Origin of the sequence: Halomonas campaniensis, from assembly GCF_014193375.1 — a bacterium.
Lineage (GTDB): Bacteria > Pseudomonadota > Gammaproteobacteria > Pseudomonadales > Halomonadaceae > Halomonas > Halomonas campaniensis.
The window spans coordinates 26,870-47,527 of record NZ_JACHZF010000004.1 but is presented as its reverse complement, the minus strand read 5'-3'; the positions used below and the strand labels follow the sequence as shown (position 1 = coordinate 47,527).

Below are 20,658 nucleotides of genomic sequence, written 5' to 3'. Positions count from 1 at the left end.
GACCCCCTTGTCGCGCAAGGTCCTGCATATCTGCCTCTCGAACGGCTGGGGCGGACTGGAAATGTATCCGTCACGGATTATACCCGAGCTGGCTCGACAGGGGTGGCAGGCCCATGGGCTGGCGCTGGCCGGCTCCCGGGTCGCGGAGAGCTTCCGGGAGGCGGGCGTCACGCCGCTTACCGTGCCGTCGAAGGGGCGGGCGCTGCTGGCCGCCCGCCGCCTGCTGGGCTACCTGAAGGCCCACGATATCGGCGTGATCCACTGCCACAAGTCCAGCGACCTGCGCCTGGGGGCGCTGCTGGCAACGCTGCGGCCGTCGCTCAGGCTCTTCTTCACCGACCACATGGGCGTCACCCGGCCCAAGAAGGATCCCTATCACCGCTGGGCCTATGGGCGCGTGACCCGGCTCCTCTCCATCAGCGAGGCGACCCGACAGCGCAACCTGGCGGCCTTCCCGCTGCCGGCCGAGCGAATTCGCCGGCTCTACCTGGGCATCGACCCCGAACCCTACGCGCCGCGCCTCGATGACCGGGAGCGTGCCTCGCTGCGACGCGGGCTGGGGGTGCCCGAGGGTGCGGTAGCCATCGGACTTCCGGGGCGGCTGACGCCGGGCAAGGGGCAGGAGGTCTGGATCGAGGCCCTGGCTCGCCTGGGTGAGGCGGCGCCGGCCTGGCACGGGGTGCTGATCGGCGGGCTGAGGGCCGAGGAGGGCAGCGACGAGGCCTACGTGGCACGGCTGAGGACCCGCCTGGCCGAGCTGGGGCTCGCGTCCCGGGTCACCCTGGCCGGCTTTCGCCGTGACCTGCCGCGACTCTTCGAGGCGCTGGATATCGTCTGCGTGCCCTCGCGCAACGAGGCCTTCGGGCTGACGGTGATCGAGGCCATGGCCGCCGGCAAGGCGGTCATCGGCAGCGACAGCGGGGCGATTCCCGAGCTGCTCGATGCCGGAACCGGGCGCCTGGCGGCCCCCGAGGATGCCGATGCCTGGGCCGCGGCGATGGCCGAACTGGCGGGCGATGCGGCGCTGCGCGCGCGGCTCGGCAAGGCGGCGCGCCAGCGAGTGCTGGCAGACTTCACCCTGGCGGCCCATGTGGCGGGCTTGATCGAGGAGTATTCGGCTACCCGCTCGGGCTAGCTGTCCCCATAGCCCCGCCGGATCGGCGCCATGGCCTCCGGGGCGCCGAACTTTGCCAGCGACCGTGCCAGCCGATCGAGGTTGCGGGTCTTCCAGGCACCGTCCTGGCGCAGTCGGCATCGGTCCAGGTCGATCAGCCAGGTCTTTTTGTCCTTGTCGATCAGCAGGTTGCGGGCGTTGAGGTCGACATGGTCGAGGCCGGCATCGTGGAAGCGGCGGATGGTGGCGCCGACGTGCTTCAGCAGGTCGTCATTGGTTTCATCGCCTTCCAGCAGGCTGGCCAGGGCGCGGGCCCCGGCAATCCTGCACGTGACGAGGGCGGCCTCGTAGGTCGGGCCATGGCGGGTCACGCCGGCAGCGACGGGGCGAGGCACCGGCAGGCCGCGGTCATGCAGGTCGGCGGTCAGGCGAAGTTCCCGAAAGGCGCGGGTGCGCTCGAGGCCGGTCCACAGATAGCGGCTCGCATTGAGCCGGGCCACCAGGCCACCGCGGCGGTAGGGGCGCAGCACCCATTCGCGACCGGCGCCGGCGTCGAGGAACAGGCTGGCGCCCCGGCCGGGGGCCTCGCCGATGACGCGGCCGGCGTGTCGCCAGTGGTCGGGGTCGACCAGGTGCGGGCCGATTTGTGGCGCCTTCCCGGCGTCACATAAACTGTCCGCATCATATAGAATGGATATCTTTCCCGTCCGACATGTTGCCAAGCGCATGAAGCATCCTCTGCCCGCCCAACCCCGGCACATCGGCGTGCTGCGACTCTCCGCCCTGGGCGATGTGTGCAACCTGGTGCCGACGGTTCGTGCCCTGCAGCGCCAGTGGCCCGAGGCGCGCATCACCTGGATCATCGGCAAGGGCGAGCACAGTCTACTGTCCGGCCTCTCCGGGGTCGAGTTCGTGGTCTACGACAAGGGCTCGGGGCTTTCCGGCATGCGCGCGCTGTGGCGCGAGCTGGCCGATACGCGCTTCGACGTCCTGCTGCACATGCAGCAGGCGCTGCGGGCCAGCGTGCTGTCGCTGGGGCTCAAGGCCGATGTGCGGATCGGCTACGACAAGGCGCGGGCCAAGGATGCCCAGCACTGGTTCACCCACCGCCAGCTGACCCCCCATCCACGGGCCCACGTGCTGGAGTCCTTCCTGGACTTCGCCCGGCTGCTCGGCGTGGAGGACCTGACCCCCCGGTGGAACCTGTCGATCCCGCCCTCGGCCCATGACGAGGCCGCCTCCCTCACCGGCGAATCGCCCTACCTGCTGACGAGCCCCTGTGCCAACCCGCGCCTGCGCAACTTCCGCAACTGGTCCGCCGAGGGCTATGCGGCGGTGATCGAGCACGCCTGGACCCAGCACGGCTTCCGGACGGTGCTGACCGGTGGCGGCAGCACCCAGGAACGCGAGATGGGCGAGCGCATCCAGGCGCTCTGCCAGCCCGAGGCGGTGATCGACGCCATCGGCGGGACCTCGCTGAAGGGGCTGCTGGCGCTGATCGTCCGGGCTCGGGCGGTGATTGGCCCCGATTCGGGGCCGGTGCACATGGCCAATGCCCTGGGCGCCCCGGTGGTCGGCCTCTATGCCACCACCAATCCCGATCGCGCCGGCCCCTACTGCTGGCGAGACTTCGTGGTCGACCGCTACCCGGATGCCGTGCGGAGCTACCTGCACAAGGATCTCGAGGAGGTCCCGTGGGGACAGCGGGTTCGCCACCCCGATGCCATGTCGCTGATCCATGCCGAGGACGTGATCGAGCGGCTCGAGGCCGTGCTGCGGCACGTCCAGGACCACAAGGAGAGGGAGTTCCCCGCCGATGAAACTTGACCTGACCGCCTTGGAACACTCGCGCCTGCTGGTGGTGGGCGACGTGATGCTCGACCGCTACTGGCACGGTGGCACCTCGCGGATCTCCCCCGAGGCGCCGGTGCCGGTGGTGCGGGTCGAGGAGTCCGAGGATCGCCCCGGCGGTGCGGCCAACGTGGCGTTGAACATCGCCTCGCTGGGTGCCCATGCCGCCCTGGCCGGGCTGGTCGGCGCCGACGACAATGCCGACCGCCTGGTGGCCCGGCTGGAGAGCGCCGGAGTGAGCACTCACTTCGATCGCAGCCCCGGGATTCCCACCATCACCAAGCTCCGGGTGATGAGCCGCAACCAGCAGCTGATTCGCCTGGACTTCGAGGAGGGGCTCGGCGAGGTCGACACCTCGGGCCTGCTGGCCCGGGTCGAGGCCGCCCTGCCGGCCTGTGACCTGGTGATCCTCTCCGACTACGGCAAGGGCACCCTGAACCAGGTCGAGGCGCTGATCCGCCTGGTGCGGGCCAGCGGCAAGCGGGTGCTGGTGGACCCCAAGGGGAGCGACTTCACCCGCTACCGCGGGGCCAGCGTGATCACCCCCAACCTGACCGAGTTCGAGGCGGTGGTGGGCCACTGCCGTGACGACGCCGAGCTGGCCGCCCGCGGCCAGGCGCTGTGCGCCGAGCTCGAGCTCGAGGCGCTGCTGATTACCCGCAGCGAGAAGGGCATGACGCTGATCCGCGAGGGACATGAGCCGCTGCACCTGCCGACCCGGGCCCGTGAGGTCTATGACGTCACCGGCGCCGGCGATACCGTGATCGGCGTGCTGGGCCTGGCCCTGGCGGCCGGCCATGGCTTCCCCGAGGCGATGACCCTGGCCAACCTGGCCGCCGGCCTGGTGGTGGCCAAGCCGGGCACCGCCACCCTCTCCATTGCCGAGCTCTATACCGCCCTGCACGGCGACAAGCTGGCCGAGTTCGGGGTGATCGAGGAGCCGGCGCTGATCGAGGCGGTGCGTGCCGCCCAGGCCCGGGGCGAGCGGGTGGTGATGACCAATGGCTGCTTCGACATCCTCCATGCCGGCCATGTCGCCTACCTCGAGCAGGCCCGCAAGTTGGGCGACCGCCTGATCGTGGCCGTCAACGACGACGCCTCCATCGCGCGTCTCAAGGGCCCCAAGCGGCCCATCAACCCCCTGGCCCGGCGCATGCAGGTGCTGGCCGGCCTGGGGGCGGTGGACTGGGTGGTGCCCTTCGCCGAGGACACCCCCCAGCGGCTGATCGAGGCGGTGCTGCCCGACGTGCTGGTCAAGGGGGGCGACTATCGCCCCGAGCAGATCGCGGGCGGTGAGGCGGTGCGCGAGGCCGGCGGCGAGGTGCGGGTGCTGGGCTTCGAGGACGGCGTCTCCACCACGGCGATGATCTCCACCATCCTCGATCGCGAGACCTGATGGGCTGGGCCCGGGGCCTCTATTCGGCGGCACTGCATCTTGTCGCGCCGCTCGCCTGGCGGCGCCTGCGCCGTGAGCATGCACTCACCAACCCCCGTGAGCTGCGCCTGGGACAGGTTCCCGAGACGCCCACCGGCGAGCCCATGCTGTGGCTCCACTGCGCCTCGGTGGGCGAGGTGCAGGCGGCCCGCCCGCTGATCGAGGCGCTGCTCGACCGCTATCCCCGGCACCGCCTCACCCTCACCACCATGACCGCCACCGGCGCCGAGCGCGCCCTGGCCCTGGCAGGGGCCCGCCGCGACGGGCGGCTGGTCCACCGCTTCGTGCCCCTGGACTTCCCCGCCGCGGCGGCGCGCTTCGTCGGGCGCCTGCGTCCCGAACTGGCGCTGTTCTTCGAGACCGAGCTGTGGCCCAACCTGCTTCACGCCTGCCACCGCCGCGGCGTGCCGGTGGCGGTGGTCAACGGGCGCCTCTCACCGCGGGCCTTCCGCGGCTATCGCCGGCTGCGCCCGCTGATGCGCGAAGCCCTGGCCGGCGTCGACTGGCTGGCCGCCAAGTCTACCGCCGACGCCGAGCGATTCGCGGCGCTGGGCATGGCGCCCGGGCGTACCTCGGTGGTGGGCTCGCTCAAGTTCGATATCGCCCGCGATCACGGGGCGCGTGAAGTAAGTGAGCGCTTGCGCATGCGGCTGGGCGAGCGGCCGGTGTGGGTGGCCGGCTCCACCCACGAGGGCGAGGAGGCGCTGCTGCTGGCCGCTCATGCCCGGCTCCGGGAGACCCTCCCCGAGGCGCTGCTGGTGCTGGTGCCCCGTCACCCCCAGCGCTTCGAGGCCGTGGCGGCGCTGTGCCAGCAGGCGGGCATGCCAGCGGCGCGCCGTTCCCGCGGCGAATGGCCGGCGGCCACCGCGGCGGTCTACCTGGGCGATACCATGGGGGAGCTGCTGGCGCTCTACGGCGCCGCCGACCTCGCCTTCGTGGGGGGCAGCCTGGTCCCGATCGGGGGACACAACCTGCTGGAGCCGGCGGCGCTGGGGGTGCCGGTGCTCACCGGCCATGAGCTTGCCAACTTCGCGGAGGTGGCGGAGGTGCTGCGGGAGGCCGATGCCCTGGTGGAGGTGGCCGACGAGGCCGCGCTGGCCGCCGCCCTGGCTCGGCTGTTCGCCGACGAGGCGGAGCGGCGCCGGCTGGGGGAGGCGGGCCGCGCCGTGGTGGCGGCCAACCGCGGAGCGCTTGAACGCACCCTGGAGGGCCTGGCGCGGCTTCTGCCTGCGAAGTGAGCGCTCACTTTGGCGGCGCCCCCCTGGGGCGTCAGGCGGGGATGAGGCGTGTCACGCCACTCTCGGCGCCCAGCAGCAGCACGTCGGCGCCCCGGGCGGCGAACAGGCCGTTGGTGACCACGCCGACGATGGCGTTGATCCTGGCTTCCATGGCCACCGGGTCGTCGATCATGAAGTCGAAGCAGTCGAGGATCTGGTTGCCGTTGTCGGTGACCACCCCTTCGCGGTAGACCGGGTCGGCGCCGAGCCTGACCAGTTCACGGGCCACGTAGGAGCGCGCCATGGGGATCACCTCCACCGGGAGCGGGAACTCACCCAGCCGCTCGACCTTCTTGGAGGCGTCGGCGATGCAGATGAAACGCTCGGCGCAGGCGGCGACGATCTTCTCCCGGGTCAGGGCCGCGCCGCCGCCCTTGATCATGTGCAGGTGAGCGTTCACTTCGTCGGCGCCGTCGATGTAGAAGGGGACGGTGCCCACGCTGTTGAGCTCGAACACCTCGATGCCGTGACCGCGCAGCCGCTCGGCACTGGCCTCGGAGCTGGCCACGGCGCCCTTGAAGTCGTCACGCAGCCTGGCGAGCCGGTCGATGAACCGGTTGGCGGTGGAGCCGGTGCCGATGCCGAGTACGGTATCGCGCTCGAGCCAGGGCGTGATCTCGTCGATGGCGGCCGCGGCGACGGCGTCCTTCAGTTCGTCCTGGGTCATGGTTCGCTCTCCGGCTGGTGGGATGGGTGGGCAACAGGTCGGGCGCCATTATAGAGCAGCAAGTCCCGCCTGCCGATCAGGGCGCGGTGCCGCTCAAGGCTGTTCCGGCGACAGGCCCTCGATGGGGCGCTACGAGTACTTCCCTGTAGGCTACCTCGGCCATCCCTGGTCCTCGGACCCCCTCTCCGACCTGTCCCCGGCGCCTTTCGCTATCACCCTGTCGGTAATTGCGATAGCCCAGCCTGCCATGGCGCCGCTGGACGCCATGTGGGCCGGGATGCTACCAATAGGGGTTCTCTGCAGTGCAGCAACCGTCTGCCGCCCCGCGTCACGCCTCTGGGATATCAGGATGCTCGAAGCTACCGTCAAGAAGATTCTCCAGGCCCGGGTCTACGAAGCCGCCCGGGAAACGCCGATCTCCCCGGCCCCCTTCCTTTCCCGCCGCTTCCACAACACCATCCTGATCAAGCGCGAGGACCTGCAGCCGGTCTACTCCTTCAAGATTCGCGGGGCCTACAACAAGATGGCCCAGCTCAGCGAGGAGCAGAAGGCCAGGGGCGTGATCGCGGCATCCGCCGGCAACCATGCCCAGGGCCTGGCGATGGCGGCCAAGCTGATGGGCGTCAAGGCGGTGATCGTGATGCCGCGTATCACGCCGGAGATCAAGGTCCAGGCGGTGCGCGCCCGCGGGGCCAAGGTGGTGCTCAAGGGGGACGCCTTCGCTGCGGCCGCCGAGCATGCCCAGGAGCTGATCAAGGAGCATGGCTACACCTATATCCCGCCCTTCGACGACATCGACGTGATTGCCGGCCAGGGCACCGTGGCCGTGGAGATCCTGCGCCAGCACGCCGGCCCGCTGGATGCCATCTTCGTGCCGGTGGGCGGCGGCGGCCTGATCGCCGGCGTGGCCGCCTACGTCAAGTACCTGCGTCCGGACATCAAGGTGATCGGCGTCGAGTCCGAGGACAGTGCCTGCCTCAAGGCCGCCATGGCGGCTGGCAAGCGGGTCACCCTCGACCAGGTGGGGGTCTTCGCCGAGGGGGTCGCCGTGGCCCAGATCGGCAAGGTGCCCTTCTCCATCGTCCGCGACCTGATCGACGACGTCATCACCGTCAATACCGACGAGATGTGCGCCGCGGTGAAGGACATCTTCGAGGATACCCGCGCGGTCGCCGAGACCTCCGGTGCCCTGTCCCTGGCGGGCCTCAAGAAGTACATCCAGCAGACCGGCGCCGAGGGGCAGACCCTGCTGTGCATCAACTCCGGAGCCAACACCAACTTCGACCGCCTGCAGCACATCGCCGAGCGCACCGAACTGGGCGAGCAGCGCGAGGCGATCCTGGCGGTGACCATCCCGGAGCAGCCGGGCAGTTTCAAGAAGTTCTGCCGGACCATCGGCAAGCGCATGGTGACCGAGTTCAACTACCGCTATGCGGACCCCGAAAGCGCCCATATCTTCGTCGGCGTCCAGGTCAAGCCCGGCGGCGAGGACCGCCAGGCGGTGATCGACCGGCTGCGCGAGGCGGGCTACCCGGTGGAGGACCTCACCGACAACGAACTGGCCAAGCTGCACATCCGCCACCTGGGCGGCGGCCGCCCGAAGGAGCAGTTCGACGAGGAGGTCTACCGCTTCGAGTTTCCCGAACGCCCCGGGGCGCTGATGAACTTCCTCACCCACCTGCCCCACGACTGGAACATCTCGCTGTTCCACTACCGTAACCACGGGGCCGCCTATGGCCGCGTGCTGGTGGGCATGCAGATCCCCAACGGCGACCGCTCCCACGTCGAGGAGCACTTCGACGAGATCGGCTATCGCTACTGGAAGGAGAGCGACAACGCCGCCTATCGCCTGTTCATGGCCTGAGCGCGCTGCCGATGGCGGCGAGGTGAGCGCTGACTCGCGCCGCAGCCCCGACCAACCGTGTGTTTAGATATGTAACACCGTTGAAACGGCAGTTGTCATACCCGGGGGACTGGCCCTATAGTCGTTGCGACGCCGCTCCCCCCTCGGGCGTGGGTGGCATGTGGTAACCCTTCCCTCCTGGAGTCGACGATGAAGCGCAAGCCCGATCTGGTCATGGCACTGGTGCTGGTATTCGGCATTGGCGTCGTGGCGACCGGTTATGCCCAGGCGCTGGTGGGCAACTGAGCCCGAATCCGGCCGGCAGCGCCATGACCAGAGCACGCCCCGCGGGGGCCGATGCCACCGGCATCGGCCCCCGCGTCGTTGGGGTCACCGCCTGGCTCGGGGGCGAACCACCCGGGCATCGCTGGCGATGAGATCCAGCGGCACGTCCCAGGGAGCCACCGGCAGGCGCTCGACCCGCTGGCAGTCGTGGGCCAGGCCGATCAGGCGTGGCCGGGGGCCCGGCCGGCGGGTGAAGGCCAGGGTGCGGTCGTAGAAGCCGCCGCCCATGCCCATCCGCTGGCCGGCATCGTCGAATCCCACCAGCGGCAGCAGGATCAGGTCCAGGGCCCAGGCGGGCAGGCGCCTGGCGCGATGGGCGCCATGGCGGGCCTGGGGCTCGGGGATGCCGAAGCGGTTGGTCACCATGGGGGTGCCGGCGTGGTAGTGCACGAACCACAGATGGTTGCGCGAGAGCGGGCGGAGCACCGGGAGGTAGACACGGGCGCGGCGTCGCTCCAGCCAGTCGATCAGTGGCGTGGGGTCGATCTCGCCGTCGTTGGGCAGGTAGAGGGCGACGCGCCGGGCGCGCTGGACTTCCGGCAGGCGCCTCAGCCGGCGACACAGTCGCACGCTGGCCAGCCGGCGCTGCTCGCGCGTCAGGCGGCGGCGTCGATGGCGGAGTGCACGGCGCAGGGCCTGGCGTGACCCATCGAAGGCGTCGAGGGAGAGGGGTGCGGCAGGTGTCGTCATGAGGTGGGTCATGGCAGACGAGGTTCCCCAGAGTGCCGCTGTCGTTCTGGCCCTTGAACCCAGTGGTTCAAGGTGGGTGGCCGCAGCCGAACCGTCAGGCTTTCCGACGCGCGGACATGCACACGGGTCCGGCTAGCATGTGGCCCCCTGGGTACTGCGCATAGGCTCGAGGGACGATAACGACTGGCAAACACCCCAGGGAACGATTTCATCGTACCAGAGCCGGGATGGGCCGGCCAACGGAATCCGGCGGCGATCAGCGGCGTGGCGTATCGGCTAGGGCCTGCTCGAGGCGGGCGCTGAGCGCATCCAGGCTCTGTTCGCCGGCACGCTGGGTATCCAGGGTCTCGAGCAGCTCGTGGGCGATGTTGAGGGCCGCCATGATGGCGATCCGCTCGGTGCCCAGCAGGTTGTTCTGGGCGTGGATGCCGCTCATGGCGCGGTCCAGGTAGCGGGCGGCCCGCTCCAGTTTCTCCTGTTCGTCGGGCGGGCAGGCAATGACGTAGCTGCGTCCCAGCAGGGTGATGTCGGTGGTCGGCCGCGTGGCATCGGTCATTGGGGGGCTCCGGCTCGGCCCGGCGGGCGGGGCAATGGCCGCGCGTCCCGGGGGTCCGATGCGTTAACATCCATGGGGAGAATCGATTCGCACCCCACTATAAGAGAGCCCTTCTCGGGCGGTCAACGCGGGCTCGGCCCGGTACATCCCCCCGCGGCTCTCCCCATGCACGACGCCAGTACGGATTCCCCATGTCACTGATCAACGAACGCCAGGACTTCTCGACCATCGCCGACCTCTTCCTGCTGCATGGCAGCATGCAGTCGCCGGCCTTCCTCGACGGCCGGCTCTGCGCGGGGCTGGCGCTGAATGACCTGCCCCCCGACGCCTGGCTGGAGCAGGTCTGCCTGACCCTCGGGGTCGAGCAGCCGCGCGATGAGCCGAGCGCCGAGCGCTTCCTGGCCTGGCGGCGCCAGACCCTGGAGGCCCTCTCCGCGGCGGAGCTCGGCTACGAGCCGCTGCTGCCCGACGACCTCTTCTCCCTGGCCGAGCGCGCCCAGGCGCTCAAGGAGTGGACGCTGGGCTTCCTGGAGGTCGTGGAGGACGCCGGTGACGCCCCGCGCCAGGGCTGGTCGTCGGCGCTGCGCGAGGCGCTGGAGGACCTCGCGGGGCTCGCCGGGATGGAAACCGACCTGGAGGAGAGCCCCGAGAACGAGGGTGACCTCTTCGCCCTGACCGAGCATGTGCGCATGGCCGCCATGCTGCTCTACACCGAGCAGCACCCCGGCAAGCCCCAGGTCGAGAGCGCCGAGGCCCCGACCCGCCACTGAGGGCGCCCACTGCCCCTATACTGATCCCGATACCGACAGGAGCCGCGATGCTGCCCGAGATCCTGCCCCGCCCCGCCCCGATCACCCTCGACGAGTTCCGAGCCCGGCGCCGCTCGCTGATGGCGTCCCTGCCCGCCGACAGCGCGGTGCTGCTGCCGGGGGCCTCCCTGGTGACCCGCTCTCGCGACAGCGAGTACCCCTTCCGGCAGGACAGCGACTTCCACTACCTGACCGGCTTTCCCGAGCCGGACGCCCTGCTGCTGCTGCTGCCGGGCCGCGAGGAGGGCGAGAGCGTGCTCTTCTGCCAGGACCGCAACCCGCTGATGGAGGCCTGGACCGGCATCCGCCTGGGGGCCGACGGCGCGGTGCGCGAACATGGCGTGGACCAGGCCTTCGAGAATGCCGAGCGGGACGAGCGCCTCGCGGCGCTGCTCGACGGTCGCCGGACCCTCTTCCTGCCGCTGGCCGACGGCGAGGCCATGGCCCTGGCCGACGAGGTGCGCAGCGAGCTGGCGGCGCGGGTGCGCCACGGGGCGCGCCCTCCCGAGGCGCTGGCCGACGTGTCACCGCTGCTCCACGAGGCGCGGCTGATCAAGAGCGAGGCGGAGCTGGCGCTGCTGCGCCACGCCGCCGAGATCTCCGCCCGGGCCCACCGGCGGGCCATGCACACGGCGCGTCCGGGCCTCGCCGAGTACCAGCTGCAGGCGGAGCTGGAGCACGAGTTCCGCTGGCAGGGCGGCAGCGGCCCGGCCTACGCGAGCATCGTCGGCAGCGGCGCCAATGCCTGCGTGCTGCACTACATCGAGAATCGCGACGCGCTGGGCGACGGCGAGCTGGTGCTGATCGACGCCGGCGCCGAGTTCGACCTCTACGCCGGCGACATCACCCGCACCTTCCCCGTCTCCGGCCGCTTCAGCGATGCCCAGCGGGCGCTCTACGAGGTCGTGCTGGCGGTTCAGGAGCGTGCCGTGGCCGCCGTGCGGCCCGGCGTCACCCTGGCCGCGGTCCACGAGGGCGTGGTGCGTGGCCTCACCGAGGGGCTGATCGGGCTGGGCCTGCTCGAGGGGGAGGTGCAGGCGCGGATCGACGACGAGAGCTACCGGCGCTTCTACCTCCACTCCACCTCCCACTGGCTGGGGCTCGACGTGCACGACGTGGGCGGCTACCGCCGCGACGGCGAGCCGCGACCCCTGGTGCCGGGCATGGTGCTGACCGTGGAGCCGGGCCTCTACGTGCCCGCCGAGGACGATATTCCCGAGGCCTTTCGCGGCATCGGGATCCGCATCGAGGACGACGTGGCGGTCACGGCCGACGGCCACGAGGTGCTGACCGCCGGGGTGCCCAAGCGGGTGGATGAGATCGAGGCCCTGATGCGCAAGGCGTGATCACCCCGGGAGGTCTCGAGCATGACATTATGTAATGTACGTTACGATATCGGGAGGCGCGGTACGCCATGACCAGAGCCCAGGCGGCCCATGAGACAGAAGAGCGGCAGGTGGACATTGCCATCATCGGCGGCGGCCTGGTGGGGGCCAGCCTGGGCTGTGCCCTGGTGCCGTTGATCGAGCGATCGGGCCTCTCGGTGGCGGTGATCGAGGCCGCTCCGCTGCTCGACCAGGTGGCGGTGCCCTGGCAGCCCAGCTTCGATGCCCGGGCCAGCGCCATCGCCCGCGGCTCGGCCCTGCACTTCGCGGCGATGGGACTGTGGCCGGCCATGGCCGAGCAGGCCGCCGCGATCCGCCAGATCCATGTCAGCGAGCAGGGTCGCTTCGGCGCGACCCGGCTGCGCAGCGATGACCTGGGCGTCGAGGCACTGGGCCACGTGATTCCCAACGCCTGGATGGGTCGGGTGCTGCACCGTCGGCTGGCCGAGGTGCCGCTGGCGTGGCACTGCCCGGCCCGGGTCGAGTCGATCCGGCCGAGCGACGCGGGATACCGGCTGCGGCTCTCCGACGGCGGCCGCCTCCATGCCGGGCTGACGGTGCTAGCCGATGGCGGCCGCTCCGGCCTCAAGGAGCAGCTGGGCATCGAGAGCGATGCCCGGCCCTACGACCAGGTCGCGCTGATCGCCAGCGTCGAGATGAGCGAGCCGCACCGCGGCATGGCCTGGGAGCGCTTCACGCCCGAGGGCCCGATCGCGCTGCTGCCGCTGCGGGGCCAGGCCATGGAGCTGGTCTGGACCCATGCCGCCGGGCAGGAGCCCCGGCGGCTGGCGCTCTCCGAGGGGGACTTCCTGGCCGAGCTGCAGCGCGCCTTCGGCGACCGCGCCGGCCGCTTCCGTCGCGTGGGGACCCGCCATGCCTATCCCCTGTCGCTGGTCACCGCGCGGGAGACGGTGCGCCCGGGGCTCGCCGTGCTGGGCAATGCGGCCCATGCCCTGCATCCGGTGGCCGGCCAGGGCTTCAACCTGGCCCTGCGTGGCGTCATGGACCTGGTGGCGGCCATCGAGGCGGGGCAGGCCGAGGGCGATGCGCCCGGCAGCGTCGAGGTGCTGGAGGCCTTCGAGGCGCGGCGGTGGGGGGATCGCGACAGCGTGATCCGCTTCAGTGACGGCCTGATCCGGCTGTTCGGCATCGACAGCGCGCTGCTCTCCCATGCCCGGGCCGCGGGGCTGGTCGGCCTGAACCTGGCCGGCCCGCTGCGGCGCGGGCTGGCCCGCCGGGCCATGGGGCTGGAGCGCTGATGCCCGGGGTGACTCAGGACAACCGCGGCAGCCGGGCGTGGAGCGCCATGGCTGCCAGCAGCGAGGAGAGGCAATGAAGCACAGTGACAGCCAGGCATTCGAGGCGGTGATCGTCGGCGGGGGCATGGTCGGGGCGGCCCTGGCCTGCCTGCTCGGCGAGGCGGGCAGACGGGTCGCCCTCGTCGATGCCCGAACGGCGCCCCTGGAGGCCGAGGCGGTGGGGAGGGGGAATCCTGACCTGCGTGTCAGCGCCCTGACCCCGGTGTCGCAGCGGCTGCTGGAGCGGCTGGGCGCCTGGGAGTGGATGGCGGCGCGGCGGGTCAGCCCCTACCGTGGCATGCAGGTGTGGGACGGCCAGGGCAGCGGGTCGGTGAGCTTCTCGGCCGACCAGGCCGGAGTGCCGCTGCTGGGGCATATCGTCGAGAACGACGTGACCCTGGCGGCCCTCGAGGCCCGGCTGGCCGACCTGGCGACGGTGCGCGTCTTCCTGGGCGCGCGGGTGGCCGGGCTCGAGGCGCAACGCGGCGGTCAAGGCGAGGGCCGCGAGGTGATCCTCGAGGACGGGCGGCGCCTGGCGGCGCCGCTGGTGGTGGCCGCCGATGGCGCCCGTTCGCCGCTGCGCGAGATGGCGGGCATCGCGGTGAGCGCGCGGGAGACGGGCCATGTGGCGGTGGTCACCACGGTGAGGACCGCCCGGCCCCACGGCGAGGTGGCGCGACAGGCCTTCCTCCCCACCGGACCGCTGGCCTTCCTGCCGCTGCGGGTGGGCGGCGAGCGGCAGCACTGCTCCATCGTCTGGTCGACCTCGCCGACGGACGCCGAGCGCCTGGTGGCCCTGGCGCCCGAGGCGCTGGGCCGCGAGCTCGCCGCCGCCATCGACGGGCGCCTGGGCGAGGTGAGCGTGGTGGACCGGGCCCTGGCGGTGCCGCTGACCCAGCGCCACGCCGCACGCTATGTGCTGCCCGGTTTTGCCCTGGTGGGAGATGCCGCCCACAGCATCCACCCCCTGGCGGGCCAGGGGGTGAACCTGGGGCTGATGGATGCGGCGGTACTGGCCGAGGAGCTGCTGCTGGCCATGGGGCGCGGGGTGTCGCCCGGCGATGAACGCATCCTGGCACGCTATGCCCGCCGCCGCCGGGGCGACAACGCCGGCATGCTGGCGCTGATGGATGGCTTCCGGCTGCTGTTCGGGGCTCGCCATCCGGCGCTGACCCTGGCGCGCAACCTGGGCATGAACGGCGTCGACCGGCTGGGCCCCCTCAAGCACCTGCTGATGCAGCAGGCGGTCGGCCAGCGGGGGCGCCTGCCGGCCAGCTGCCGGCAGGGTGGCGCTAGCGTTCCCGCTGGCTCAGGACATTGAGCGCCTTGAGCAGGTTGAGGGCCTCGCCGAGCTGGTAGTCCTCGCGCAGGCGCTCGCTGAGCTCGGTGCGTTCCCGCGGCGCGTCGCGGGAACGCAGGTGCCCCTCCAGGTCCGCCTCGCGCACCTGGCGGCTGCTCTCGGTGACCTCGACACGCCCGCGCACCACCTGCACATCCGGGGCGATGCCCTGGGCCTGGATGGAGCGGCCGCCGGGCGTGAAGTAGAGCGCCGTGGTCAGCTTCAGCCCCTCACCGTTGCCCAGCGGCATGATCTGCTGCACGGAGCCCTTGCCGAAGCTCTCGGTGCCCATCACCACGCCACGGCGCTGGTCCTGCAGGGCGCCGGCGACGATCTCCGCCGCCGAGGCGCTGCCGCCATTGATCAGCACCACCAGGGGCACGTCGGGCGCGGCGGTCTGGGAAGCGGCGCTGAAGCGCATCTCGGTGTCCGGCAGGCGGCCCTCCGTGTAGACGATCAGGCCGCCGTCGAGGAAGGCGTCGGCCACCGCCACGGCGGCCTGCAGCACGCCTCCCGGGTTGTTGCGCAGGTCGAGCACCAGGCCGCTGAGCGGCGCCTCGCGCTCCAGGCGGCGAATGTGCTCGCCGACCTGGTCGCCGGTCCGGGTCTGGAACTGGCTGATCCGCAGGTAGCCGAAGCCCGGCTCCAGCAGTTCGCTGCGCACGCTCTCGGTGCGGATCACCTCGCGGGTCAGGGTGACCGTGCGGGGCGAACTCTCGCCACGGCGCAGGATCGTCAGCTCGATCGCCGTCCCCGGCTCGCCGCGCATCAGGTTGACCGCCTCCTGCAGCGAGAGCTGCTCGGTGGGGGCGTCGTCGATGCGCAGGATCTGGTCGCGGGCCTGGAGCCCGGCCCGGGAGGCGGGGGTGTCGTCGATGGGGGTGATCACCGTCAGCTGGCCATCCTCCAGGCCGACCTCGATGCCGATGCCGCCGAACTCCCCCTGGGTGGACTCGCGCAGGCTCTGGAACTCCTCCCGGTCGAGATAGGCGGAGTGGGGGTCGAGCTCGCTGAGCATGCCGCGCATGGCATTGCGCAGCAGGGTGCCGTCATCGACCTCCTCCACATAGCCCCGCTTGATGCGCTCGAACACCTCGGCAAAGGTCTGGATCTCCTCCACCGGCAGGTCGTCGGTCGCCGCGGTTGCCGGTGCCGCCAGGGGCAGGGCCAGCAGGCCAACGGACAGCAGGGGGGCCAACAGGCGCCTCGGCGAGAGGGCGCGGCGGGTCCTGCCAGGCAAGGGAAGCGCTGGGGTCATGCGATCTCCGCTGTTCCGGGACGGTGAGCGACCAGCATAGCCCGGCCGGCCCGGGCAGGGAAACACCCGCTCAGCGCGAGGCGATCCAGGACTGGGGGTCGATGGGGTCGCCGCCGCGGCGCACCTCGAAGTAGAGGGCCGGGCGGCCATGGCCGCCGGTCGCCCCCACGCCGCCCAGGGTATCGCCCCGGGCGACCGCCTGGCCCACCGCGACACCGAAGTGCTGCAGGTGGGCGTGAAGGGTCATCACCTGGTCGCCGTGGTCGACGATCAGCAGGTTGCCGAAGCCGCGCATCCAGTCGGCGAAGACCACCCGGCCGGCATGCACGGCCCGCACCGGGGTGCCCTCGGCAGCCTGGATCAGGATGCCGTTGCGGTGCACGCCGTCTCCGGCCCGGAAGCGCGAGGCCACGCTGCCCTGCACCGGCCAGGGCAGGTCGCCCCGGGTCTGCTCGATGGCGGTGGAGGGCGGCGGACGCTCGAGGCGGGCGAGCTCCTCCTGCACCTGGCGCAGCACCCGTTCGGCATGGGCCCGGTCCTGCTCGAGCTCGACCAGCCGGGCCTCCTCGGTGGCGTGGCGGGCGTCCAGGTCGGCCACCAGCGCGGCGCGCTCGCGCATCTGGGCGGCCAGGTCGCTGCTGCGGCTCGCCAGCTCCCCGGCCAGCGCCTCGAGACGCTGGCCGCGGGCCTCGAGCTCGCGGTGGTTGTCGGCCAGGGCATCGTCCAGCCGGGCGAGGGCGTCGAGGCGCTCGTTGCGGGCCCTGGCCAGGCGATTGAGGTAGTGCTGCAGGCGATCCAGGCGGGCGGGATCGTCCTGGTTGAGCAGCAGCTTGAGCTGGGGGGTGAGGCCCAGGCGGTAGAGGGCGTCGAGCTGGGCATTGAGCGCCGCCACCTGCTCGGCCCGCTCCGCCTCCAGGGCATCACGCTCCGCCTCCAGGCCCGTGACCTGTTCGTCGAGCTCGCGGCGCTCCGCCTGCAGGACGTCGAGCCGCCGGTGGGTCTCGGCCAGGGCCGTCTCCACCTCGCGCAGCTCCCGGGCGGCATCGTCCCGGGCGTCCCGGGTGGCGCCGAGCCGCTGCGACATGCCCTGGATCTCCTCGCCGAGGGCGTCGAGCCGCTCCCGGGCCTGGCGCTCGCTGGGCTGGGCGGCCAGCGGGGCCGTCAGGCAGAGGGCCAGCAGCAGCATGCCCAGCGTCGCGACGGCCCTTGTCATCCGCTGGCCTCCCAGCCCGGTTGCCATCCGCTCAGTCGAAGTCGATCAGCACGCGGCCGGTCATCTCCTCCGGGATCGGCTGGTCCATCAGGGTCAGCAGGGTCGGGGCGATGTCGCACAGGCTGCCGTCGTCGAGCAGCCGCGCCGGACGCCGGCCCACGTAGACCAGCGGCACCTCGAAGGTGGTGTGGGCGGTCTGGGGGTTGCCGGTCTCGGGGTTGACCATCTGCTCGGCGTTGCCGTGATCGGCGGTGACCAGGCAGGCGCCCCCCGCCTTCTCGATGGCCTCGACCACCCGGCCGACGCAGGCGTCCACCGCCTCGATGGCCTTGACCGCGGCGTCGAACTTGCCGGTGTGGCCCACCATGTCGCCGTTGGCGTAGTTGCAGACGATCAGGTCGTAGTCGCCGGACTCGATGGCGGCCACCAGCCGGTCGGTCACCTCGACGGCACTCATCTCCGGCTTCTCGTCGTAGGTCCTGACCTCCTGGGGGGAGGGCACCAGCACCCGGGTCTCGCCTTCGTACTCGGCCTCACGCCCCCCCGAGAAGAAGAAGGTGACGTGGGCGTACTTCTCGGTCTCGGCGATGCGCAGCTGGGTCAGGCCGCGCTGCTCCATCACCTCGCCCAGGGTGTTGTGCAGGTCGGCCGGGGGGAAGGCCGCCGGGGCGGGGATATCGGCGGCGTACTGGGTCAGCATCACCAGGCCATCGGCGGCGAGCCGGGGGCACACGCGGCGCTCGAAGCCGTCGAAGGCCTCCTCGACGAAGGCGCGGGTCAGCTCCCGGGCACGGTCGGCGCGGAAGTTCATGAAGATGGCCGCATCGCCCTCCTCGAGCACCACCGGGGCGCCGCCCGGGCGGACGCTGGTGGAGCTGACGAACTCGTCGGTCTCGTCGCGCTCGTAGGCGGCGCGCAGCCCCTCCTCGGCGCTGACGGCCTCGAACTCGCCGACCCCTTCGGTGAGCAGGCGATAGGCCTTCTCGACCCGATCCCAGCGGTTGTCGCGATCCATGGCGTAGTAGCGGCCGATGATCGAGGCGACGTAGCCATTGTCGGCGCCCACCAGCTCGGCCAGGCGAGCGTTGATGCGCTCCAGCGAGGCCAGGGCGCTCTTGGGCGGCATGTCGCGGCCGTCCAGGAAGCCGTGGACATAGAGGCGCCGGGCGCCGCGGCGGGCGGCCAGCTCGGCCATGGCGATGAAGTGGTCCTCATGGCTGTGCACGCCGCCCGGCGAGAGCAGCCCCAGCAGGTGCACCGAGCGGCCGGCGGCCACGGCGGCATCGATGGGGGCGGTCAGGGCGGCGATGGTGTCCAGGTCGCCGTCCTCCACCGCCTTGGTGATCCGGGTGAAGTCCTGGTACACCACGCGCCCGGCCCCCAGGTTCATGTGGCCGACCTCGGAGTTGCCCATCTGGCCGTCCGGCAGCCCCACGTGGCGGCCGTCGGTGTGGATCAGGGTGGCGGGGTGCTCCTGCTGGAGGCGATCCATCACCGGGGTGCGGGCCGCCAGCACGGCGTTGTCGGCGGCATCGGGGTTGTGGCCGTAGCCGTCCAGGATGATCAGCGCCACCGGGCGCGGGGGGGAAGTCGTGTCGGTCATGGGGAGGGCCTCGTTGTCGTGGGCGACCCGCTGTCGACACGGCGCGGTCATCGGGGTCGCGACTTGCATCTGCTTGCGGCATCATATCGCACGGCACTGCCGGGCGTCATGGGCGGGGCCTCAGGGCCCGCGGCCCGTCGACGCTTCGTGTATACTGGCTGCCGTTCGATGGCGGCCCCGGCGGCGCCGGCCATCATCCTTCGTGCACCGAGACAAGAGTTACCCGGACCCATGATCGATCAGCTGTTTGAATTCGTGCAGAATCACCCGCTGCTGGTGGGCGCCTTCCTCCTGGTGCTGACTGCCTGGATCGCCTACGAAGTCCGCAACAGCGCCGCCAGCGGCGTGACCTCCAGCGAGGCCACCCAGCTGATCAACCGCGAGGATGCGGTGGTGCTGGATACCCGCGAGGCCGGGGACTTCAAGGCCGGCCACATCGCCGGCGCCCGCAACATTCCCCAGAGCCGCATCGACGAGCGCCTGGGCGAGCTCGACAAGGTCAAGGAGAAGCCGATCATCGTGGTCTGCAAGTCCGGCCAGTCGTCGGGCGTCACCGTGGCCAAGCTGGCCAAGGCCGGCTTCCCCCGTGCGCTCAAGCTCAAGGGCGGCATGATGCAGTGGCAGGCCGACGGCCTGCCGGTCGTCAAGAAGTAACCTCCGTTCACCGATTCAAAGGACCTTTCCCATGGCGGAAGAGAACAACCAGAATGCCGGCAGCGGCAACCAGGCCGCCGGCCAGCAGGACAAGCCCCAGCTGCAGTTCGCCCTGCAGCGCATCTACGTGAAGGACATCTCCTTCGAGGCGCCCAACTCCCCGGCGGTGTTCCAGCAGCCGTTCAAGCCCAAGGTCGGCCTGGACCTCAACACCTCCAGCCAGCAGGTGGGCGAGGGCCTCTACGAGGTGGTGGTCAAGGTGACCGCCCAGGTGACCCACAGCGAGGAGGGCACCACCTCCTTCCTGGCCGAGATCGAGCAGGCCGGCCTGTTCCGCATCGGTGGCCTCGAGGGCGCCCAGCTCGACCACACCCTGGGGGCCTTCTGTCCCAACGTGCTGTTCCCCTATGCCCGCGAGTGCATCGACAACCTGGTCAACCGCGGTGGCTTCCCGCCCCTGATGCTGGCGCCGGTCAACTTCGAGGCGATCTACGCCCAGAAGAAGAAGCGCGAGGCCGAGCAGGCCCAGCAGCAGGGTGCCCAGACCACCCAGTGACGGATAGCCGATGGCCATGAAGGCTCCGCGCATCCACGTCGCCGCCGACTTCCTCGTCGGCGGCGACGTCGTTCTGCCCGAGGGGCCGGCCCGCCACGTGGCCCGGGTGCTGCGCCTGGGTGAGGGCGCCCCGCTGCGCCTCTTCGACGGCAGGGGGCTCGAGGCCGATGCCGTGCTGGTGGAGGCGAGCCGCAAGCGGGTGGTGGCACGCATCGCGTCCGTCGAGGCGGGCGGCGGCGAGTCGCCGCTGGCCGTGCACCTCGGCCAGGCGATCTCCAAGGGGGACCGCATGGACTACGCCATCCAGAAGGCCGTGGAGCTGGGGGTGGCGGCGATCACCCCGCTCTATACCGAGCACGGCGACGTGCGCCTCAAGGGCGAGCGCGAGGCGAAGAAGCTCGCCCACTGGCAGGCGGTGGCCGCCAGCGCCTGCGAGCAGTGCGGCCGCGCCCGGGTACCGCCGGTGCATCCCCCCCTGATGCTGGCCGAGTGGCTGGCCGGGCGCGACGAGGCCCTGCGCCTGGTGCTGCACCCGGCCACCGGTGCCGAGCCGCGGGGGGCGCTGGACCGCGAGGCCGCCCCGGCCGACGCGGCGCTGCTGATCGGCCCCGAAGGGGGTCTCGCCGAGGGCGAGGTCGAGGCCGCCCGCGCCGCCGGCTTCGCGCCGCTCTCGCTGGGCCCGCGCATCCTGCGCACCGAGACCGCCCCGGTGGTGGCGCTGAGTCTTCTCCAGTATCGCTTCGGCGATCTGTAGGCGCCCACTCT

Annotated in this window: 19 protein-coding genes and 1 other RNA gene; 12 read left to right on the top strand and 8 right to left on the bottom strand. The window is 71.3% G+C overall.

What is annotated here, in order from left to right; all coding sequences use genetic code 11:
* Nucleotides 1-7: 7 nt before the first annotated feature.
* Complete coding sequence (locus BDK63_RS03150; protein WP_246385743.1) at nucleotides 8-1,135, top strand: glycosyltransferase family 4 protein; 1,128 nt, start codon at nucleotides 8-10, stop codon at nucleotides 1,133-1,135.
* Here BDK63_RS03150 and BDK63_RS03145 read toward each other — a convergent pair.
* Nucleotides 1,132-1,842, bottom strand: a complete 711-nt coding sequence (locus BDK63_RS03145) for a 3-deoxy-D-manno-octulosonic acid kinase (RefSeq protein ID WP_183329878.1) — start codon at nucleotides 1,840-1,842, stop codon at nucleotides 1,132-1,134. The genes BDK63_RS03150 and BDK63_RS03145 overlap by 4 nt on opposite strands.
* On the opposite strand from BDK63_RS03145, the gene BDK63_RS03140 reads away from it, so the two are divergent.
* From BDK63_RS03140 to waaA, 3 genes are read left to right on the top strand one after another with little or no spacing between them, the layout of a single operon-like run.
* Complete coding sequence (locus BDK63_RS03140) at nucleotides 1,841-2,941, top strand: glycosyltransferase family 9 protein (RefSeq protein WP_183329877.1); 1,101 nt, start codon at nucleotides 1,841-1,843, stop codon at nucleotides 2,939-2,941. The two genes, BDK63_RS03145 and BDK63_RS03140, sit on opposite strands and share 2 nt — an antisense overlap.
* Entirely contained in the window at nucleotides 2,931-4,361 is a 1,431-nt protein-coding gene (gene hldE / locus BDK63_RS03135) for a bifunctional D-glycero-beta-D-manno-heptose-7-phosphate kinase/D-glycero-beta-D-manno-heptose 1-phosphate adenylyltransferase HldE (RefSeq protein ID WP_183329876.1), read from the top strand. The genes BDK63_RS03140 and hldE overlap by 11 nt, the downstream gene beginning before the upstream one ends.
* A complete protein-coding gene (gene waaA / locus BDK63_RS03130; protein WP_183329875.1) occupies nucleotides 4,361-5,638 on the top strand; it encodes a lipid IV(A) 3-deoxy-D-manno-octulosonic acid transferase in 1,278 nt (425 codons plus the stop codon). The genes hldE and waaA overlap by 1 nt, the downstream gene beginning before the upstream one ends.
* A 31-nt stretch (nucleotides 5,639-5,669) precedes the next feature.
* On the opposite strand, the gene rpiA is transcribed toward waaA, so the two are convergent.
* Nucleotides 5,670-6,344 carry a ribose-5-phosphate isomerase RpiA gene (rpiA, locus tag BDK63_RS03125; RefSeq protein WP_183329874.1) on the bottom strand — a complete coding sequence of 225 codons (675 nt, stop codon included), beginning with the start codon at nucleotides 6,342-6,344 and terminating at the stop codon, nucleotides 5,670-5,672.
* A gap of 349 nt (nucleotides 6,345-6,693) precedes the next feature.
* Here rpiA and ilvA point away from each other — a divergent pair, with 349 nt between their 5' ends.
* Nucleotides 6,694-8,208: a threonine ammonia-lyase, biosynthetic gene (gene ilvA / locus BDK63_RS03120; protein ID WP_183329873.1), complete on the top strand. Its 1,515-nt coding sequence runs from the start codon at nucleotides 6,694-6,696 to the stop codon at nucleotides 8,206-8,208.
* 369 nt (nucleotides 8,209-8,577) lie between these two features.
* Here the strand turns inward: ilvA and BDK63_RS03115 are convergent, their stop codons facing one another.
* The 3 genes from BDK63_RS03115 to BDK63_RS03105 all read right to left on the bottom strand — a co-directional run bounded on the left by BDK63_RS03115 (nucleotide 8,578) and on the right by BDK63_RS03105 (nucleotide 9,778).
* Complete coding sequence (locus BDK63_RS03115; RefSeq protein ID WP_246385740.1) at nucleotides 8,578-9,234, bottom strand: 5-formyltetrahydrofolate cyclo-ligase; 657 nt, start codon at nucleotides 9,232-9,234, stop codon at nucleotides 8,578-8,580.
* 8 nt (nucleotides 9,235-9,242) lie between these two features.
* Nucleotides 9,243-9,427, bottom strand: a non-coding RNA gene (gene ssrS, locus BDK63_RS03110) — 6S RNA.
* 51 nt (nucleotides 9,428-9,478) lie between these two features.
* Nucleotides 9,479-9,778: a cell division protein ZapA gene (locus BDK63_RS03105; protein ID WP_183329872.1), complete on the bottom strand. Its 300-nt coding sequence runs from the start codon at nucleotides 9,776-9,778 to the stop codon at nucleotides 9,479-9,481.
* 191 nt (nucleotides 9,779-9,969) lie between these two features.
* Here BDK63_RS03105 and BDK63_RS03100 point away from each other — a divergent pair, with 191 nt between their 5' ends.
* The 4 genes from BDK63_RS03100 (at nucleotide 9,970) to BDK63_RS03085 (ending at nucleotide 14,591) form a co-directional block, all read left to right on the top strand.
* Nucleotides 9,970-10,548 (top strand): UPF0149 family protein, encoded by a 579-nt coding sequence (locus BDK63_RS03100; protein ID WP_183329871.1) that lies wholly within the window; start codon nucleotides 9,970-9,972, stop codon nucleotides 10,546-10,548.
* A 47-nt stretch (nucleotides 10,549-10,595) separates the two neighbouring features.
* The gene (gene pepP, locus BDK63_RS03095) at nucleotides 10,596-11,933 is read left to right on the top strand and encodes a Xaa-Pro aminopeptidase (RefSeq protein ID WP_183329870.1); all 1,338 of its coding nucleotides are present in this window, start codon (nucleotides 10,596-10,598) and stop codon (nucleotides 11,931-11,933) included.
* A gap of 68 nt (nucleotides 11,934-12,001) precedes the next feature.
* Entirely contained in the window at nucleotides 12,002-13,231 is a 1,230-nt protein-coding gene (gene ubiH / locus BDK63_RS03090) for a 2-octaprenyl-6-methoxyphenyl hydroxylase (protein ID WP_183329869.1), read from the top strand.
* Between the two features lie 73 nt (nucleotides 13,232-13,304).
* Nucleotides 13,305-14,591, top strand: coding sequence for a UbiH/UbiF/VisC/COQ6 family ubiquinone biosynthesis hydroxylase (locus tag BDK63_RS03085; RefSeq protein ID WP_183329868.1), 1,287 nt, complete (start codon nucleotides 13,305-13,307; stop codon nucleotides 14,589-14,591).
* Here BDK63_RS03085 and BDK63_RS03080 read toward each other — a convergent pair.
* The 3 genes from BDK63_RS03080 to gpmI all read right to left on the bottom strand — a co-directional run bounded on the left by BDK63_RS03080 (nucleotide 14,563) and on the right by gpmI (nucleotide 18,683).
* Nucleotides 14,563-15,867 carry a S41 family peptidase gene (locus BDK63_RS03080; protein ID WP_183329867.1) on the bottom strand — a complete coding sequence of 435 codons (1,305 nt, stop codon included), beginning with the start codon at nucleotides 15,865-15,867 and terminating at the stop codon, nucleotides 14,563-14,565. The genes BDK63_RS03085 and BDK63_RS03080 overlap by 29 nt on opposite strands.
* A 70-nt stretch (nucleotides 15,868-15,937) precedes the next feature.
* Nucleotides 15,938-17,080 (bottom strand): murein hydrolase activator EnvC family protein, encoded by a 1,143-nt coding sequence (locus BDK63_RS03075; protein ID WP_183329866.1) that lies wholly within the window; start codon nucleotides 17,078-17,080, stop codon nucleotides 15,938-15,940.
* Between the two features lie 31 nt (nucleotides 17,081-17,111).
* On the bottom strand, nucleotides 17,112-18,683 hold the full coding sequence (gene gpmI, locus BDK63_RS03070) for a 2,3-bisphosphoglycerate-independent phosphoglycerate mutase (RefSeq protein WP_183329865.1): 1,572 nt from the start codon (nucleotides 18,681-18,683) through the stop codon (nucleotides 17,112-17,114).
* Nucleotides 18,684-18,914: 231 nt separating this feature from the next.
* Between gpmI and BDK63_RS03065 the strand changes: the two genes are divergently transcribed.
* Genes BDK63_RS03065 through BDK63_RS03055 form a run of 3 tightly spaced genes read left to right on the top strand, consistent with a single transcriptional unit; the run spans nucleotide 18,915 to nucleotide 20,647 of the window.
* The gene (locus BDK63_RS03065; protein ID WP_183329864.1) at nucleotides 18,915-19,337 is read left to right on the top strand and encodes a rhodanese-like domain-containing protein; all 423 of its coding nucleotides are present in this window, start codon (nucleotides 18,915-18,917) and stop codon (nucleotides 19,335-19,337) included.
* A gap of 31 nt (nucleotides 19,338-19,368) precedes the next feature.
* Nucleotides 19,369-19,893, top strand: coding sequence for a protein-export chaperone SecB (secB, locus tag BDK63_RS03060; protein WP_183329863.1), 525 nt, complete (start codon nucleotides 19,369-19,371; stop codon nucleotides 19,891-19,893).
* Between the two features lie 10 nt (nucleotides 19,894-19,903).
* Nucleotides 19,904-20,647: a 16S rRNA (uracil(1498)-N(3))-methyltransferase gene (locus BDK63_RS03055; RefSeq protein WP_183329862.1), complete on the top strand. Its 744-nt coding sequence runs from the start codon at nucleotides 19,904-19,906 to the stop codon at nucleotides 20,645-20,647.
* The last annotated feature ends 11 nt before the right edge of the window (nucleotides 20,648-20,658 follow it).

What these genes read in the sequence shown, in the direction of transcription:
- BDK63_RS03140 (WP_183329877.1), top strand. Translation starts at nt 1,841, where the DNA reads ATGAAGCATCCTCTGCCCGCCCAACCCCGGCACATCGGCGTGCTGCGA.
- BDK63_RS03145 (WP_183329878.1), bottom strand. Translation starts at nt 1,842, where the DNA reads ATGCGCTTGGCAACATGTCGGACGGGAAAGATATCCATTCTATATGAT.
- hldE (WP_183329876.1), top strand. Translation starts at nt 2,931, where the DNA reads ATGAAACTTGACCTGACCGCCTTGGAACACTCGCGCCTGCTGGTGGTG.
- waaA (WP_183329875.1), top strand. Translation starts at nt 4,361, where the DNA reads ATGGGCTGGGCCCGGGGCCTCTATTCGGCGGCACTGCATCTTGTCGCG.
- rpiA (WP_183329874.1), bottom strand. Translation starts at nt 6,344, where the DNA reads ATGACCCAGGACGAACTGAAGGACGCCGTCGCCGCGGCCGCCATCGAC.
- ilvA (WP_183329873.1), top strand. Translation starts at nt 6,694, where the DNA reads ATGCTCGAAGCTACCGTCAAGAAGATTCTCCAGGCCCGGGTCTACGAA.
- BDK63_RS03115 (WP_246385740.1), bottom strand. Translation starts at nt 9,234, where the DNA reads ATGACCCACCTCATGACGACACCTGCCGCACCCCTCTCCCTCGACGCC.
- BDK63_RS03105 (WP_183329872.1), bottom strand. Translation starts at nt 9,778, where the DNA reads ATGACCGATGCCACGCGGCCGACCACCGACATCACCCTGCTGGGACGC.
- BDK63_RS03100 (WP_183329871.1), top strand. Translation starts at nt 9,970, where the DNA reads ATGTCACTGATCAACGAACGCCAGGACTTCTCGACCATCGCCGACCTC.
- pepP (WP_183329870.1), top strand. Translation starts at nt 10,596, where the DNA reads ATGCTGCCCGAGATCCTGCCCCGCCCCGCCCCGATCACCCTCGACGAG.
- ubiH (WP_183329869.1), top strand. Translation starts at nt 12,002, where the DNA reads ATGACCAGAGCCCAGGCGGCCCATGAGACAGAAGAGCGGCAGGTGGAC.
- BDK63_RS03085 (WP_183329868.1), top strand. Translation starts at nt 13,305, where the DNA reads ATGAAGCACAGTGACAGCCAGGCATTCGAGGCGGTGATCGTCGGCGGG.
- BDK63_RS03080 (WP_183329867.1), bottom strand. Translation starts at nt 15,867, where the DNA reads ATGACCCCAGCGCTTCCCTTGCCTGGCAGGACCCGCCGCGCCCTCTCG.
- BDK63_RS03075 (WP_183329866.1), bottom strand. Translation starts at nt 17,080, where the DNA reads ATGACAAGGGCCGTCGCGACGCTGGGCATGCTGCTGCTGGCCCTCTGC.
- gpmI (WP_183329865.1), bottom strand. Translation starts at nt 18,683, where the DNA reads ATGACCGACACGACTTCCCCCCCGCGCCCGGTGGCGCTGATCATCCTG.
- BDK63_RS03065 (WP_183329864.1), top strand. Translation starts at nt 18,915, where the DNA reads ATGATCGATCAGCTGTTTGAATTCGTGCAGAATCACCCGCTGCTGGTG.
- secB (WP_183329863.1), top strand. Translation starts at nt 19,369, where the DNA reads ATGGCGGAAGAGAACAACCAGAATGCCGGCAGCGGCAACCAGGCCGCC.
- BDK63_RS03055 (WP_183329862.1), top strand. Translation starts at nt 19,904, where the DNA reads ATGGCCATGAAGGCTCCGCGCATCCACGTCGCCGCCGACTTCCTCGTC.